Source organism: Bacillus sp. LQ16 (assembly GCF_057784645.1).
Genome location: NZ_CM173491.1, coordinates 2,555,668 through 2,573,033, shown reverse-complemented (window position 1 = coordinate 2,573,033; position 17,366 = coordinate 2,555,668). Strand labels below are relative to the sequence as shown.

Annotated in this window: 16 protein-coding genes; 3 read left to right on the top strand and 13 right to left on the bottom strand. The window is 32.7% G+C overall.

Features of this window, described 5'->3' with window-relative positions; all coding sequences use genetic code 11:
* Positions 1-4 precede the first annotated feature (4 nt).
* The 4 genes from AC3EMB_RS12795 to AC3EMB_RS12780 all read right to left on the bottom strand — a co-directional run bounded on the left by AC3EMB_RS12795 (position 5) and on the right by AC3EMB_RS12780 (position 4,816).
* Positions 5-919, bottom strand: coding sequence for a D-alanine--D-alanine ligase (locus AC3EMB_RS12795; protein WP_488517742.1), 915 nt, complete (start codon positions 917-919; stop codon positions 5-7).
* 4 nt (positions 920-923) lie between these two features.
* Positions 924-2,372: a MocR-like pyridoxine biosynthesis transcription factor PdxR gene (gene pdxR, locus AC3EMB_RS12790; protein WP_086422389.1), complete on the bottom strand. Its 1,449-nt coding sequence runs from the start codon at positions 2,370-2,372 to the stop codon at positions 924-926.
* A gap of 89 nt (positions 2,373-2,461) precedes the next feature.
* Positions 2,462-3,487 (bottom strand): homoserine dehydrogenase, encoded by a 1,026-nt coding sequence (locus tag AC3EMB_RS12785; RefSeq protein WP_488517741.1) that lies wholly within the window; start codon positions 3,485-3,487, stop codon positions 2,462-2,464.
* A gap of 87 nt (positions 3,488-3,574) precedes the next feature.
* Entirely contained in the window at positions 3,575-4,816 is a 1,242-nt protein-coding gene (locus tag AC3EMB_RS12780; RefSeq protein ID WP_488517740.1) for an esterase/lipase family protein, read from the bottom strand.
* Positions 4,817-5,096: 280 nt separating this feature from the next.
* Between AC3EMB_RS12780 and AC3EMB_RS12775 the strand changes: the two genes are divergently transcribed.
* Entirely contained in the window at positions 5,097-5,438 is a 342-nt protein-coding gene (locus AC3EMB_RS12775; RefSeq protein ID WP_053564407.1) for a DUF3914 domain-containing protein, read from the top strand.
* Between the two features lie 108 nt (positions 5,439-5,546).
* Here AC3EMB_RS12775 and AC3EMB_RS12770 read toward each other — a convergent pair whose 3' ends face one another.
* The 6 genes from AC3EMB_RS12770 to abc-f form a co-directional block, all read right to left on the bottom strand.
* The gene (locus tag AC3EMB_RS12770; RefSeq protein WP_157676090.1) at positions 5,547-6,218 is read right to left on the bottom strand and encodes a lipoprotein BA_5634 family protein; all 672 of its coding nucleotides are present in this window, start codon (positions 6,216-6,218) and stop codon (positions 5,547-5,549) included.
* A 67-nt stretch (positions 6,219-6,285) separates the two neighbouring features.
* Positions 6,286-8,220 carry an ABC transporter permease gene (locus tag AC3EMB_RS12765; RefSeq protein WP_488517739.1) on the bottom strand — a complete coding sequence of 645 codons (1,935 nt, stop codon included), beginning with the start codon at positions 8,218-8,220 and terminating at the stop codon, positions 6,286-6,288.
* The gene (locus AC3EMB_RS12760; RefSeq protein ID WP_406652571.1) at positions 8,195-8,965 is read right to left on the bottom strand and encodes an ABC transporter ATP-binding protein; all 771 of its coding nucleotides are present in this window, start codon (positions 8,963-8,965) and stop codon (positions 8,195-8,197) included. Before AC3EMB_RS12760 ends, AC3EMB_RS12765 begins: the two co-directional genes overlap by 26 nt.
* A 316-nt stretch (positions 8,966-9,281) precedes the next feature.
* Positions 9,282-9,776: a DUF3267 domain-containing protein gene (locus AC3EMB_RS12755; RefSeq protein ID WP_089172117.1), complete on the bottom strand. Its 495-nt coding sequence runs from the start codon at positions 9,774-9,776 to the stop codon at positions 9,282-9,284.
* A 520-nt stretch (positions 9,777-10,296) separates the two neighbouring features.
* Positions 10,297-10,890, bottom strand: a complete 594-nt coding sequence (locus AC3EMB_RS12750; protein WP_089171081.1) for a GNAT family N-acetyltransferase — start codon at positions 10,888-10,890, stop codon at positions 10,297-10,299.
* A 20-nt stretch (positions 10,891-10,910) separates the two neighbouring features.
* Complete coding sequence (gene abc-f, locus AC3EMB_RS12745) at positions 10,911-12,539, bottom strand: ribosomal protection-like ABC-F family protein (RefSeq protein WP_488517738.1); 1,629 nt, start codon at positions 12,537-12,539, stop codon at positions 10,911-10,913.
* Between the two features lie 557 nt (positions 12,540-13,096).
* Between abc-f and AC3EMB_RS12740 the strand changes: the two genes are divergently transcribed.
* Positions 13,097-13,723, top strand: a complete 627-nt coding sequence (locus tag AC3EMB_RS12740; protein WP_000376270.1) for a DUF6518 family protein — start codon at positions 13,097-13,099, stop codon at positions 13,721-13,723.
* A 318-nt stretch (positions 13,724-14,041) separates the two neighbouring features.
* Here AC3EMB_RS12740 and AC3EMB_RS12735 read toward each other — a convergent pair whose 3' ends face one another.
* The 3 genes from AC3EMB_RS12735 to AC3EMB_RS12725 all read right to left on the bottom strand — a co-directional run bounded on the left by AC3EMB_RS12735 (position 14,042) and on the right by AC3EMB_RS12725 (position 16,770).
* On the bottom strand, positions 14,042-15,025 hold the full coding sequence (locus tag AC3EMB_RS12735; protein WP_488517737.1) for a sensor histidine kinase: 984 nt from the start codon (positions 15,023-15,025) through the stop codon (positions 14,042-14,044).
* Positions 15,022-15,729 (bottom strand): response regulator transcription factor, encoded by a 708-nt coding sequence (locus AC3EMB_RS12730; RefSeq protein ID WP_000238996.1) that lies wholly within the window; start codon positions 15,727-15,729, stop codon positions 15,022-15,024. Before AC3EMB_RS12730 ends, AC3EMB_RS12735 begins: the two co-directional genes overlap by 4 nt.
* A gap of 126 nt (positions 15,730-15,855) precedes the next feature.
* A complete protein-coding gene (locus AC3EMB_RS12725) occupies positions 15,856-16,770 on the bottom strand; it encodes an acetamidase/formamidase family protein (protein ID WP_488517736.1) in 915 nt (304 codons plus the stop codon).
* 150 nt (positions 16,771-16,920) lie between these two features.
* Here AC3EMB_RS12725 and AC3EMB_RS12720 point away from each other — a divergent pair, with 150 nt between their 5' ends.
* Positions 16,921-17,349, top strand: a complete 429-nt coding sequence (locus tag AC3EMB_RS12720; protein ID WP_242308503.1) for a cell wall hydrolase — start codon at positions 16,921-16,923, stop codon at positions 17,347-17,349.
* Positions 17,350-17,366 lie beyond the last annotated feature (17 nt).

Genomic DNA, 17,366 nt, shown 5'->3' with positions numbered 1-17,366 from the left:
CTCCTTAAAACCCTTCTTCATTTCTAACTTTTAATGATGTTTCAATAATCATATCTAATAGTTTGCTATAACTAATTCCCGCTGCTTCTGCACTTTTGGGCAATAGGCTTGATTGTGTCATCCCTGGTAATGTATTAATTTCCATTACATATGGAATTCCGTCCTTCACCATCATATCAACTCTTGCATAAACACTACATTTTAATGCTTTATAACAAGTCAGTGAAGCTTTATTTACACGTTCATTAATTTCTGCTGGAAGTTCGATAACTTCCTCAACTGTACTAGTATCATCATATTTTGCATTGTAATCAAAGAACTCGGTTGCATGTCGAATTGAAACTATAGGTAACTGTTTTCCATCCAGAATAGAACATGTGATTTCATCACCTTTTATATACTTCTCAATTACTACTTCAGAATCCCATTCGAATACAGTTTCTAGCATTGAGATCAATTCATTTTTATTGTAAACGATTTTCACCCCGACACTCGATCCGCCAGAGTTTGGTTTTACCACTAATGGAAATCCTAACTTATCTAACTCATCAAGATTTAGATCCTCCATTTTTGTAAGTTCAATCCAATCTGGTGTTTCTACACCTTCATAACGTAAAATCTTTTTCGAAATATTTTTATCCATACATATACTGCTAGATAACATATTACTTCCGCTATAAGGAATCCCTAAACTCTCCAGTGTTCCTTGAACTGTCCCATCTTCTCCGTATTTTCCGTGTAATGCGAGCAATGCAAAGTCAATGTCTTTCGCTTTTTCAATTAAATCCATTTTTTCGTTTAATGTAATTGGAACTATTTCATACTTATTTTTATCTAAATGAGCAATCATTTCATTCCCCGTCATAATTGAAACTTGTTTTTCAGACGATACCCCGCCCATAATAACACCGATTTTCATTTTCTCAACTCCAAATTTCATTTTTTAATGTATCACCAATTATTTTAATTCCCCGAACTATTTCTTCTTCTTTCAAGCGCGAAAACCCTAATCGGAAAGTGTTTGCTCCTTCTCCATCAGAGTAAAAAACATCTCCAGGTGAAAACGTAACGCCTTTCTCATAACACTTTTGTAAAAGTGTGCGGGCATTCATATGCTCTTCTAGCTCTATAAATAAATGAAGTCCACCATCTCCAGTCATTCTTTTAAAAGGAATGTACTGGTTACATGCCCCGACAGCTAACTCATATTTTTTCTTATAAACAGATCTTGCCTTTTTTAAATATTTTTCAAAATATCCCTCATGTAAATATTGAAACAGAACAGCTTGATCTAGCGTAGATGTGTGAATCGTTCTTGCTCTTTTTACGCTTTCTAAATAATGAATCAGCTCTTTATCTGCAATAATCCAGCCTACACGTAAACCAGGGAAAAGCACCTTTGAAAAGCTACTAATATAAATCACATTATTGCCAGCTCCCGCAAAAGTTAATAATGGAGCTAAATGTGAACCTGAATAACGTAATTCTTCATTAAATCCGTCCTCTATAATAGGAACCTTGTATTTTGAGAATAACCTCATCAATTCCGTTCTTTTCTCTGAACTCGTAACAATACCGGTTGGATTATGATAAGAAGGAATTAAATAAGCAAAATCAAAATCTTTTTCACGCAAACTTTTTTCAACTTCATTCGTATCAATACCATCCTCATGCATATCAATCCCATGAACTTCAAGTCCATGTAAACGGAAAAGCTTAAGTGCAGCATGGTGAGTTGGATTCTCACAAATGACACGACCGGATTTTTTTGATAAAGAAGAGAGTACAATATCCAATCCTTCTGTAAATCCATTTGTAATTAGAATATCTTTATTCGAAATGTCTACACCTTTCATTTCCATGTAATGAAGTAAATAATTCATTAACGGTCTATATCCCTTTGCATATCCGTAGTTCAATACGATGTCCCCTTCAATGGACATACGAGTAAGAAAAGCTCTTTTGAAATTTTCAACATCAAATAGCTTCTCATCCGGGGCTATACTATTAAAAACAATCATTCCCTTTTCCCAACGAACACCATGTTTCATTAAATCTAATTCGTCCGCTAATGCGGTCACTGTATTAAGTTTATTTTTCCAATCTATTTCAACAGACGAAGTGTTAGATATATCCACCTTCGCAACAAAGTTCCCTTTTCCTTTAACTGCATAAATGAGTCCTTCTTGCTCTAAATCTGCATAAGCAGCGAGTACAGTGTTTCTACTCACACTTAGTAATTCACTTAGTTCCCTTGTTGATGGGATTTTTTGATCCCCGAGCAAATGCCCTTTCATAATCATCTTTTTCAAATAGTCTTTTAATTGAATATAAACGGGACGATCTTTAACAACTTTAAAATCCTTAAACAATTCCTTACCCCCTGCAATCATTTTTGCATATTTATTTCATTCTCAAAAGGTCCACGACATATGTATTTTTTATAAAGGGCGGTACGGTCTTACAAATCTTTTCGATATAAGTTAATTACATCTTTTAAAGCTGCAGCTGCAGCGCCTCGTGGATTAGAAGCCCCACCAATTGTAGTAACTTGTCCCATCGTATCTGTAAAGAATGTAATTCCTTTTTCGGTCCCATTTACATTTGCTAACGGATGATCTTTTTCTATTTCGCACGGTTCAACATTTAAATTCACATTGCCACCCTCATCCTTATATATTGATGCTATTAATTTAATAATTTTATGTTGTTTCTTAGCATTTTGTATTTGCTGTTTTGTAACGTGCTCAATTCCTTTTATATGTATATCAGTAAGTGTTTTCTTTGTTTCCATTAAGCTGTTAGTCAAAAGTAACAATTTACACGCACTATCTGAACCACTTATATCTAATATAGGGTTTGTCTCAGCAATCCCTTTATTTTGTGCTTCTTTCAGCGCTTCTTCAAATGTCATATCTTCCTCATACATTTTCGTAAGAATATAATTAGTTGTTCCATTTAATATTCCTTCTATTTTATCAATACAGCAACCGGCTAAACTAAATTGTCCAATATCTAGTGTCGGTAGTGCAGCGGCTGTTGCACCGCTATATCGAATTCGTACATTTGCGCCTCTTGCTGCTTCATTTATTTCTCTCCAGTTTGTAACGAGCGCACCTTTAGAAATTGCTACTATATCCATCTGTTTCTCAATCGCTTGTTTCATATATTGTTTCCCTGGATTTCCATCTTTAAGATTTGTAACCGTTGATTCTACCAATACAGTACCACTTATGCTAGTTGTTGCACGTTCCTTCGGATGATACTCTAAATATTTTTCAATTGCAGCGGTACCGCCACCATACATCAATAAATGATGAAGAGATAAGCCTTCTTCATTATGTATTGCAATATTTCTCCCTAATACGCCACTTACAACTAATTGAATCCCATATGTTTCATATATATATGAATATTTTTCATTTAATAAATTTATAAACTCTCTGCCTACTGTTCCGTATCCTGATAATACAACTTGAATTTTCATAATATCCCCCCATATTTTTCTACCAAATCCCTCTTTCAATATAATATAAAGCGCTCTCGAATTCCATCGAGAGCGCTTTATTATTACCTATTTCGGTAAACGTGATAGCTTTTCAGCAATTGTTCTATAAAACTCTTGAATGCTAGAAAAACCTAACGAGTCTGAAACACTTAACCCTACCATGTCGAGATGGTCCCAATTCGCTTTCGTTTCGATATGATTCCATTTTCCAACCTGTAATGACTCATTATTATTTACAGCAACATTAGAAGATGGTGCAATCATGGAATTTGTATTTACTACACCATCATTTTGCCACCAAGAAGTATCAACTAGCGGACGGTTTTCTTCATATCTCGCATAAGAACCTAAGAAAAATGCATTTCCCATTAACACTTTATTCATCGTTATATGAGGCAAATGTAAACCTGTTATAGGTGCTGCTTGTGATGCATGTCCACTATAGGATAAATAATACACATCTGGTTGCGTCTTTACCCAATTATTTAACTCCTTTGCACCATCTGTACTTAAATCCCACTGACTTATATCTTTTGTATTTTTCCAAAGTGAACTATTTAGAATACGATTACTATATTGGAAAAAGGACTCTCCAGCATTCTTCTTTATACCCCATTGATCCAATTTAAAATCATATAATGATAAATTATTGTTTCCTCCAAAGCTTGCAGCTGTAATGAGTAAATCTTTAACGAACGGCAATAGAAGACTCCCATCCGCAAGTGTTGTACCGTTGTGAGGGGTTGCTAATGTTGTAACACTATGAACATATGATTTTCCGCCTTCAAATAGTGGTGATATTTTGGTGTTTGGGTGATTTTTCACATAATTCTTTTCTTCAAAACTACCTTCTTTTAATAGCTGTACTAATGTTCTAATCGTTTGTCCACCCATGCTATGTCCAACTAAATGAACTTTATTTGTTTCAGTCCAATTCGGTGCAAAACCACTATAAGTTCTGCCAAAACGATTATGTCCATGTTTCTCAGCATGTACGGCACCATAGTCTACTGTCCCACCGTTAATTTGTGCATACAATTCACATGCACGATCCCAGTTACTAGAAACAGGTCCAACAGCAGCGGTATGTACCGTATAACCATTTCGTTTCAAATCTTCCTGTATATCATGAACACCACCCCAATATTTTACGCCCAGCATTTCTTCCCTACCCCATCCAGCAAATCCATTCACCAATATGATAGGATAATTATTTTGTTGCCTTTCTTCAGCGTATGATATTTTCGCTGCGAATGAACATACGGTCACTAATGCGAAAAAACATATTTTTAAAAATAACTTCCCCATACTTTCTCCCCCCTAATAAAACGTTTACATTTTTCTTTTTGAAAAATTAACAGAATAATTTAACAACTTAAACATAATGTAAAGTATTTTATATACGTTGTATATATAGAAAACATATACAAATGTTGATAAATATTAATTCAACTGAACATTTACTTTTTACAATATAACTTGTAAATCTGTTTATTTGAATTTATAATTAGATATAGTTTCCTCATGTTAAAAAAATTTAAAAACCATAAGAAAACTAATCTCATTGCTTCAAAAAGGAGGAAAAAGCATGCAAATCGGATCAAATATTCATACATTATCTCAACCTACTAAAATAACTCCATCTACTCTTGAGCATAATACTATCTCTTCTACTAAACTTGAAAGTACGAAAGTAAATGATCCTATCAAGTTTGATATTCGTTCATCTGAAAAAGAAATGAAACAGCCTGAGCATAAATTTAATGAATTAGATTTATGGAAGATGTTAAAGGATAAAGGCGTTCCTTTATGGATCATCCTTGAAATGCTACAAAAGGCTCGTAAAGAAAAAGAAGCCCAAAATAATTCAGTTCAAAATTCAAATGGGATTGAGGAAACGAGTGATACTCGATTAAATGAAGTAATGTAATCTTGTTATATGAATGTTTTATAAGACAAGCACCACTCCTCACAAATAGTGGGATAAACTAAAAAGAGTTCAAAGTTGATAGAACCATTATCAACTTTGAACTCTTTTTTAAGATTTGCCTCCAATCGTTACAAACTGAACTGATCCTTCCCCTTTAAAACCTTCAATTAACTTTCTTACTTTTACTTTTTCATTAATCAACGTATTATCTGTCGATATTTTAGGGTTTTCATCACCTAATGACTTTTTCAAGTGTAGAAGTTGCATATTCGTTTCAGTTGCCCTTATTTCTTTATACACACTATTTCTCGCCACAATAATATACCATAGTGCTCCATAGTCACGTTTATTGCCAAGCCAAGCATCATTACCATATGTAACAGGTATCTTGCTTCCTTTTATTTCAATACTTTTTATATTCTTTTCTTCTTCATTTATAAATAATAGGGAACTTTCTTTTGGAAAATCCGGCAACGTATCTAACGTTTTAGAAAGGGATGATTGATCACGTTTACGAAAAATCTTTGCATTCATCATCTCTTGTGCAGTAGATTCATTTATTATCAGAACCCTTTTTTGGTCGAATCTACCTGTTTTCACTGCAAAAGCTTCCTGTTCTTTCGTGTTTTCCTTATAACGATTCATAATTGCTCCAGTATGATTCTCATCTCCAATGATTAATACACCGTTAGCTGGAAATCTGTTTTCATTTTTAGAGCATGCACCTACACTTAATAACAATAATATACTTAATATGAAAATAGATAATTGTTTTTTCATCACAGTTCCTTTCATAACTCAAATTGGTTTATACATGCTTTTCTGCAAGCATACTTGCTCATATTCTCTACTGTTCCATCGTTTTATAAAGCTTTTGTAAATAACGCCAACGAGTTATAAAGAAATATAAAACTTGTATACACATAAATGAAATTAAAATGACGATAGAGCTATTTAGAATAGAAAAATCGACTAATTGTTGTAATGCCATATAAGCGACTACAGTATGTATTACTGCAACGACAATCGGTAAGAAAAACATTAATAATAACTGTCTCGTTACGACTTTCTTTAACTCCCGTTTACTTAACCCCATTTTCGAAATCATTTTATACTGCTGTTGATCGCGGTCCAAATCAGTATATAATCGAAAATAAATAAAACTAGCAGCAAATGTGAAGAAAACAATTCCGACTAAAACACTTGCCATAAGTAATAATCCATTCGTTTGTTTTGCACTTAACAACTCTATAGTTAGAGCTCTAAATTCAAAATGTATATCTCTAGGATCTTGATTAAATATATTATTTAATTGGTTTGAAACCTCTTTCGTTTTTATCCAATCATCTACAACAAATCCGTAAGTACGATATTGAATAATATCTTCATTATCTGGACCACTATTCAGTGGAATTCCATCATATACATGATCTTGAATAGCAATATATATTCCTTCCGTATCATGAGGTAAAACTAAATTATCGACAGTTTTTTTTACATGAAATGTCTTTGTCCAATCGCCTTGAATGACTTCAATATTCTTCTTATAATCACCATTTTTAAATTCTTGTTTTTGTGATACCATTCCAGGAATTAATAACATTTCATCTTCTTTTTCAATCGTTTCTTGTTGATACCCTAGCGCTCTCGCAAGTTCGTTATATTCACTTAATTTCATTACATATACATTACTTTCTGTATATATATATGAAGATGAAGCCATTCGATACGGAATATTAGCATCAGCCAGATGGTTTTTTATAATAGAGAGATGTTTATCCGCTATTTTGTTGTTTTCAGGAGCCATGTATAGTAATGTATACGGATTCGTCATCCTTACTAAATCTTTATTTCCAAGAGCAGCTGTCGTGCCAATTGCTGTAAAAGCAACTGCCGATATAATAGATACTATAAAAAACATTGTTGCATTATCTTTCATACGATAAATTAATTCTGAAAATGTTAGTATATTTGTTCTCTTTAAAAAGAAAGTTTCTCTCCTTTTAGCAAGATGCAATATATAAACGCTACACTGTGTATATAAAAAGTACGTTCCAATAATCACCAGGAATACTCCTATTCCTAGCACAATAAAACTATGATTTGGGATAAAGCGAAATACTAAAATATAGCCATACCCTATACTAAATAAAGAAAAAATTGATAATAAAATTGACGATTTTGGTTCAGGTTTTGGCTTTTCTCCTGCTTGAATCAGTTCCACAAGCTCTGCAACTTTTATCATTTTAAATGTTACTAGCGAAACAATTAAAAATAAGAACAGAAATGTAATGATTGTTAATAATACAGCCTGTACTGGTATATAAAAAGGCAAGCCGTTACTAATCATTAATACACTTGCGCTTATTAATAAAACTAGTTTAGAAAATATGAGTCCAATAAGAATACCTATACATATTGAACCAAAACCAATTAACATATTTTCAATTAACAATAACTTTTTAAGCTGTCTCATTGACATACCTTGCATCATTAAAATGCCAAATTCTTTCTTACGCATTTTTAAAAATGAACTAACTGAATATAAAATGAAGAAAAATGAAAATACAAATATCAACCCTTGTGAAACTTTAAATCCTAATGTACCAAATGCACTGATTGTTGTACTTGTCGATTTCAACTCCCCTTGTAGATCAGGATGAAATAATAAAAGTGCATACGTAAAGAAAATCATAATTGAAAATGCACTACTTAAAAAATGACCTGCATATGTACGCTTATTACGAAAAATATTATTAAATGCGAACTGACGAAAAGTCATGCCTTTTCCCTCCTAACAAAGAAAGAACATCCATAATCTTTTGATAAAAGGCTTGTCTGCTTTCACCACAATAAATTTCGTTATATAGTTGACCATCTTTAATAAAGATTACTCGGCTGCAAAAACTCGCTGCATACGGATCATGAGTAACTAACATCATCGTAGCTTTTTCTTCTTTATTTAGAGTATCAAGCATCTCCATTACATCATTTGAAGATTTAGAGTCTAAATTCCCTGTAGGTTCATCTGCAAGTAATAATTGCGGCTTATGAACGATTGCGCGAGCGATTGCTGTTCTTTGAGCTTGTCCCCCTGATATTTCAAACGTTCTTTTACTCAATATATCAGTAATGTTTAACTTCTCTGCAATCTCTTCCACTCGTTTATTCATTTCTCGGACGGAAACACCATCTAAAGTCATCGGCAATACGATGTTTTCTTTTACAGTAAGTGTGCTAAGAAGATTAAATGATTGAAATACAAATCCTAATTGTTTTCTGCGAAATAACGCTAAATCTTCTGATGATAATTGAAAAGGATTTGTGCCATTTATTAAAATTTCTCCCGATGATGGAGAATCAATAGTAGATACCATATTTAATAACGTTGTTTTCCCACTACCAGATGGCCCCATAATCCCTACAAATTCACCTTCTTGAATTGATAAATCAATATCAACTAATGCCTTATAAGGTACTTTCCCTTTATATACTTTACTAATACTTTTTGCATGTAAAATTTCCATGTATATTCTCCCTTCATTTGCACGTCTCATAACAGAGTGTAAATGAATTGTCTTACAGCTCATATTGATTCATCTTTCATTTATCTTACACGCATGTAAGATTTCTAAAAAAACTGATAACAAATCTATTTTCAATCTATAAACAAAGTATATCTATCTTATAATATTTGCATATTGGTTTGAATTACAATGCTATTTTCTAATCTGTATTTTATTAATATGAAAAGACCGATTTTTTTATCGGTCTTTTTACTTTCAAATATTATATTTTAACTGTTGTATGTAGTTGAAGCATATTTGAGTTACCTATTAAATACTATTTCACTTTATAATAACCTCCGCAAAAAAATGAGCGCTTCGGTTTCATTGCAATCAAAAACGAATTGTAAATATCTGAGGCGGAAATGAATGTGTTTATCCAACATATAAATAATAAAATTGATTTAATATTTCCTGATACAAAGAATGACATCATGGCAGGAACTACTGATAATACAATAATAGGCAAGCTCATAAAGACCCAAAATCTCGTTTTAGATAAGACTACATTTGTATTTAACCAAAAAAATCTTTTACTAAATGTTAAGCTAATATCCCCTTTTTTACTTATTACTAAAATGTGTAGACATTCGTGAATGATGAAGACTAAGATACCTATTATGATAAGATAAAATATATTAATATGAGTGAAACCTGTTTCAAAGAAATAAGGTATTAGAAAAATAATTATCTGGAGTATATATACAAACTTCATATAATGTTTTCGGTACCAATTATTCTGTATAAAAGGAGTCCATTCTGAAAAATCCATACTTATTTGTGGCAAGTGACGAAACCAAATTATAATATGTGTTCCCCTCCCTCATTTAAACTAATTCCTGGCTTAAAGATTTAATCTACTAGCACTCAACCGTAAGTTTTATATGTAGCTCTTTAATAGACTTACCAGCAATTTTTGTTGACTAATACTAAATGCTTCTTTATACCGCCCACTTTTCTTTTCCCTTCCATTTTTCAAGTAATTCATCTGTAGAATGATTTGAGTAAGAAATTTGTATTATCATTGATACATAAATTCGACAAAATCTTCCAACACCCTTTTTCATGAATGATTTTTCAACTGATTATCCCCTGTACAGCTTGATTTCCCTATTTTGTTGAAAAGCAATTCCATCAAGAAGTCATTACAATTGTACCTTTCATATGTTAGCAGCTATAAAGTGAAACTTTAATCAGTGGGGGTTTTACTGCCCGGTAATGCGGGATAAAATGAATATAAAAAGCTTAGAGTTTTAGCTCTAAGCTTTTTTATGATTTCGTTTTAATTCCTTTTACAGAGAAATATTTTTTATCCACTCAGATTTACTCAATACATAATGATTATATATTTGATCTTCTATCTTCTGTTCACTCAAATAAGTAAACCTGCATTTTTTAATAACTTTATTTGATGGTACATTGTTAATTAAAGCAATTGCGTTGAGGACATTTAAATTTGTTTCTTTAAACAAATAGTCAATTAAACCTTTAGTCGCTTTTGTAGCATAGCCATGATTTTGATGTTCATTTGAGATAGCATACATTATCTCTCTGTTTGGTGAAGGAAGTTCTTCTTTCATGCCTGTGCAGCACCATCCAATGCATTCATTTGTAGCTTTCTTAAATATTCCTAGCTTTAACATACGATTATCTATGTTATTCGTAGTTTTCACTGCCTCAAGAAATACTTTATTTGCTGGTATTTCATAATTTGCAATCCAATCCATCCTTTGTTCTTTTGTTGATTTCCAGTCTGGTAAAAACTTTTCTATTTCCGGTTGATTTGCTATTTTATAAATACTCTCTGCATCTTTGACCATAAACTCTTGCAAGTATATATCTCCACAATCTATTCTAAATAACTTAGTCAAACTCTCTTCTCCCATATTAATCCCCCTTACTTACGTTATAGCGCCTTAATCTGCTTCGTAAGTTCTATAAATCGTTCATCAAGTTCTTTATATTCTTTGTCGTTAGAAGTTAAAAAGCTTAATTTTCCTAATACTTCTTGTCTCTCTGTTTCTAACGTTAAACGTAGCTCTTCAATATCATCTCTTGTTTTAGTAGGTTCTTCTAGCTGCTTTTGTATCGTATTGTTTGAAAACACGAGTTTTGTGTTAGTTGTTTTCTCCAGAAAATATCGATCGTGAGATACAATTACTAATGTTCCGTTATACTCAGCTAATGTATTTTCAAGTTGTTCACGTGAAGGTAGATCCAAGTGATTCGTCGGTTCGTCTAAAATGAGTACATCTTTTTCATCTAAAATATAAGCCATTAGCTTACATTTTACTCTTTCCCCCATACTCATATGCTCAATCGGCTCTTTCCATTGAGACGCTTGGAATCCTAAATGTTTCATTAAATTTTGGACTTGTCCTCTTTCTTCAAACGTCTCTTTAAAAAATAAATTTTCTGGTGTTTTATCAAGCGGTAAATCAAAAACTTCTTGTGTTAAATAGCCGATATTTGCAGAAGGTGAAATCCATATTTCTCCTTCTGCAGTTTCGTTTCCCATAATCATCTTCAGTAATGTTGTTTTCCCACTACCGTTTGGTCCAACAATCGCAACTTTCTCACCGTGCTGAATTGTAAAATTAACGTTTTCAAATAATACTTTCCCATGAAAGTCTTTTTTTAATTGCTTCACTTCTAAAAAGCGTTTTCCTACTTTTTTGTTCGCTTGAATAGAAAACTCAACTGAATATTCTTCTTTCACACGTTCTACTTTCGTTTTCTCCAGCTCTTTTTCGAGTCGTTTTCGTTTTGACTTCACTTGCGCATCCATTCGCTTCGCTTTTACACGATAGAATTCTTTCACACCTTCTTGTTTTGTAGACTGCGCATGTGCCTTTTGTGACCATGAACTCAATTCTTTTATATGTGTTTCTACTTGTTCTATCTTTTTTTGCTGCTTTTCATATTCACGCTGCTGCGACTTCCTTCTTTGCTCACGTACTTTCATGTAGCTCGTATAATTACCACTATGCTCAATTAATTTTTTGTCCTCAATTGACCATATTTTTGTTGCGACAACATCTAAAAAATATCGGTCATGCGATACAACAATAACAGTACCTTTCATCTTTTTTATTTGTTTAATGAGAAATCCCGTACTGATCTCATCTAAATGATTTGTCGGTTCGTCTAATATTAAGACATTAGGATTTTCGGCAAATCCTTTTGCTAATCGAATTTTCAGCTTTTCACCACCACTTAAAGTATGAAAATCGTTCGTTGGCACGCCCCATTTCGCAAGAAGTTCTGCTTCTTGCGAAATCACATCATTACTAATAAAAGATTCTATTTCTTGCTCAACATATGCGGTTTTCATATTCATTTGCTGCCATTCAACAATCCCTTTTGAAGGCTCAATCTTTCCATTTATTAATTGAAGTAACGTTGATTTACCAGCACCATTTTTACCAATTAATCCGATAACATCCCCTTGTTTCACTGCTACATTCATTTTTTCTAACAAAGTATTTTCCATTATTTCAACGTAAACATCATTTAATTTTAAAATTTCTTTCATATTACCGATCCCTTTCATTAAGGGAGAACAAAAAAATCCTCCCAAAGTAATTTTGGCAGGATTAGTCGTTACATTATTTATACCCAAATAAGCTATTACGCAAATCAAATAGCAATACCGTTGTTTGGAATTGGGCAGACTAATCCTAATTTTTATAAATTGAAATTTATTTCATTTCAACATTTAAAAATAAGATTAGTTAATCATCGTCCACCCATCATTCCTTTCCGTCATTAATAACCATATTGTACCATACTAGTACTGTATGAGTAAATGCAATTATTTGTGCTGTTAAAAAGATCGCTTTCTTTTAGGCTTATTTATCATTTCTTAGCTTCATATTGAACAAGCACAAATTACATTGATTGTAATACGTCCTTTAGATTTCCCCAGTAGTAAACTTCTAAGCACTCTCTCTTATATAAATTTTATATAAAAACAAAATGTTATTCGTTACCCAATAACCACTTATTGTTTTTCGATAAATTTTTATTGATTATTCCCTTGTGATAAGCTATTATATCTTTACAGAAAATAATAATGTAAGGATTGAATTTATGGACAGGACATTAAAAATCACAAAGTTAAATATGTTTTTAAGGATTTTTCTCATCCCGATTATAGTAGGGATTATTGTTGGTATACTAACTAAATTGGGGCAAAGTATACTTCCTGGACACTGGAATTCATTAGCTAATCTAGGAAGCGTTTGGTTAGTTCCATCCTTTTTTGTGGCTAGCTTTAGTTATTCTAAGCGTTCAGCTATACTTTCTGGTATCCTTGCACTACTCGGTATGGTATTAGGCTACTATGGTTATGCAATAGTTATTAAAAATGTAGCTCACTCTATTTATTTTATATCTGTATGGATTGTATGTGCATGTATAGGAGGAACTATCTTTGGAATTGCAGGTTTTCTATGGAAAGATACTACAAATCCACTTCATAAATTCGGAAGCGCACTTTTAAGTGGAGTTTTTGTAACGGATGGACTTCACATTCTTTTAAATTTTGAACACTATAGTCACATGTTACCTGTTGGATATACCGAAGTCATAGTCGGGATTATCTTGATTCTTGTATTAGAACGCTCTAATGCTAATCGAATTTCTTCTTTCTTAATGATGGTTCCTATCACTATTTTAGGATTAATTGGATATAAATTATTAAGTTTGTTTGTTTAATTACAATACTGTATCATGAAAAAATAAAAGACTAATTCTATTATAATCCACAAAAAATATCACGAATTTGAACATTATACTTATTCATGTTAATACACTTATTCATAGGATAGATACATAAAGCTACCTCTTTCAAAGGGGTAGCTTTTTTCTTACAAAATCTATTTATCAATTTATTATTAAATCCTTCTAATTTAACACCCGTATTTATTAACGTGTCATTATACATACTAAGATGACCTTTTACTATTTCATATAATTGCTATAAAATAAGGCTAAAAAACTTATCTCCAAAGTTTTTTAGCCTAGATCACTTATCTACACATTAAAAAAATTAATTTGTACAACTGTACCTTTACTAACCTCTGAATTGATTTCTACACTATGTCCTAATTGTTTCGTAATTTCATATACAAGATATAGTCCCATCCCTGTTGATTCTTTAAAATCTCTACCATTTTCTCCTGTAAAGAAAGGTTTAAAGACTCTTGGTAAATCTTGCTTTGGTATTCCTACACCATTATCGATAATTTCAAGCACAACTGTATTACCTTCCTTACAAGCTTTCACTTTAATCTTTTCTCTACTACCTGATGAATACTTAATCGCATTCGATAGTATTTGTCCGATTAAAAATTGTAACCATTTCACATCACTTTCTACAGTAATATCCTTATCAATTTCAAGCTCTGGATATACAAAATTCCGGATAAAGAATCGTTTATGTTCATGTACCGAATCATTCACTATTTTATGTAGTTGTACCCTTTCTACATAAAAGTCTTGTGTAAACGCTTCTAAACGTGCGACATACAGAGCCATTTCTAATCCCTTTTTTAATCGATCAGTTTCCTCATTTATACTTTCAAAACGTGAATCTACTTCATCCTGTGTAATTAATTCTATTACAGATAAAGGTGTTTTCATTTGATGGATCCACTGATTCATAAAGGTTAAATGGTCATTATTTTTTCTCTCTTGCATTTGCAGCTGATTTTGATAATGTCTATATTGCACCTCAAGTAATTCTTGAAGAGCAGCCGATACAGCTGCAAAATCAGATTTTTGAACAGATTCATCCAAAGATTGCATCGGGTTTGCTAGGCGCTCATAAAAAGAACGATGTGTAAAATAACGAAACACTAAATAACTTCCCATAAAGAAAACACCTAGAAACATTGCATATAACGCCGTTGTAATATGATTATGCCCATCAAACCAATATACGAGAAATATAGCTAGTAGTTGAATTATGGTAAAGCAAATAAGTGGTATATGATCACGTATAAACAACCTTATCATTTTTCTATACCAGTATCCCAAGTAATATGCAATCTATATCCAACACTACGAATCGTTTCAATCGCACCTTCTATATGTAACGTTTGTAACTTTTTACGCACACGTGTTGTATTTACACTTAATGTATTATCATCAACATAAGATTCACTATCCCATAATTTATTAAGTAACACTTCTCTACTCACAACACGCGGATAATTTTTCATTAATGTCTCTAATAAAATAGCTTCGTTTCTCGTTATATCAATCTCGTCATTTCTAAGTTTCAATACAAGTCTTTCAGGATATAAACAAAGACCTTGTTGCTCAATCATTCGCTCTTCTAGTTTCGGTGCATAATCTCCATATGCACGTCTTAAATGACTACGAATTTTCGCCACTACAACTTCATAATGAAAAGGCTTCGGAATAAAATCATCGCCACCGTTTTCTAACGCCATAACTTGATCCATCGTGCCTTCACGGGCCGAAATGAATAGTATCGGACATGTTGAAACTCCGCGAATTTGACGACACCAAAAGTACCCATCAAAACTCGGTAAATTAATATCTAATAAAACTAACTCTGGTTGTTCTTCTAAAAAAATGTTTAATACATTTTGAAAGTCCGATACAATAACTCCTTGATAACCATATTTCGCAACATGTGTCGATAATAGTTCTGCAATTTTCATATCGTCTTCTACAATCATAATTTTGACCATTATTGAACTCCTTTTTAATCCACAATCTCAAATATACTTATATAAAATAAATACTACCTCTTTTCACAAAATCCGTAAATTAAAAAAGGAGGCTTTTATACAAAAGTATCCTTTTTCGTCCCTTATCTATTTAATATGAAATTTACTAAAAGTAAATCCTAGTTTCTCCACATAATCCATTCCTAGTTCCATACGCGCTGTTTTCAGCGGATCCACAACTTGGCAAACTTTTAAATTACCTGCTGCCGATAATAAAAGCGTTGCATCCGTTTTAGACATTGCTAATTCTTCATGTAAAAATGTCACCATATTACGTACAGCACGATTTGCTGCATCATCTAACAATTTCTCTGAAGCAATCGTCATCATTTTTTCTTTTTGAATAGCCATTGGTAATGGCCATTGTTTTCCTTTTATAATTTGAACTGTTACAGTTACCTCACCAGCAACCTCTACACCACTAACACCAATTTCACCATCACCCATTGCTGCGTGTAAATCACCTAATGCTAATAGTGCTCCTGGGACATTAACTGGTAGTAGTAATGTTGTTCCTTCTTTAATTTCTTTACAGTCCATATTCCCGCCGTGATCATGCGGTGTGCCACATGAAATGCTCTCTTCTTTCGGTGCAGTACCAATTACCCCAATCATTGGATTAATCGGGATTTGTAGTTCACTTGAAAACAAAACATATTCATTATGTATTGGGACAATTTTCACTTTATTTTCATTTAACTCATCACCCATTACACCAAGGTTTGCACCTGTAGTTAAAACGCCCTGCTCTGCAATTTCAATTTTTTCAATCGTTACGACTAATATATCGCCAGGTTCTGCTCCTTTAACATATACAGGTCCAGTCGCTGGATTAATTCGGTTCCAATCTAATTCTTGTAACACAACATCTTCAGAATCGATTTGATTTTCAAAGCAATCATATGTTTCAAATACAAGACTGCTCCCAATTTCTACCTCCATACACGGCTTATTTTCTGGTGACATTGCGTAAATGATATCATCTTTATGAATTCGATACATAATACCTCTCCCTTTTATATTTATCTACTATTACTAATTAGCTTTTTTTATACAAGCTCCTCTTAAAATTAAATGTTATTTTTATGTAAAAAAGCACGCAGATTGTTTTATAACATACACTCTTTACTATAACAGAAAGGTGGTATCACTATGCCCCTTATTCCATACAACGAAAGTGATGTTGATTTACTAGCTCGTTTAATTCGTGCTGAAGCTGAAGGCGAAGGTCGCCAAGGTGAGGAGCTTGTTGGATGCGTTGTCGTAAATCGTGTATTTTGTGATTGCTTAGATTTTAAACAACTCCGGTCTGTACGTGATGCAGTATACCAAAGCCCCGGCGGATTCGAAGCAGTGCAATACGGGTATTTTTATCAACGCGCTCGTAATTCAGAAAAAGAAATTGCAAGAAAAGTTTTACAAGGTCAATGGCGCTGGCCTGCACGATGGGCTCTTTGGTATTTCCGTCCAGTTGGAGCTTGTCCACCTGAATGGTATGACCAGCCATTTGTAGGACAGTTTAAAAGCCATTGTTTTTATGAACCAAGTGGTGATGAATGTCCGAAAATGTATTCACGATAGTAAAATTTGCAACGCAA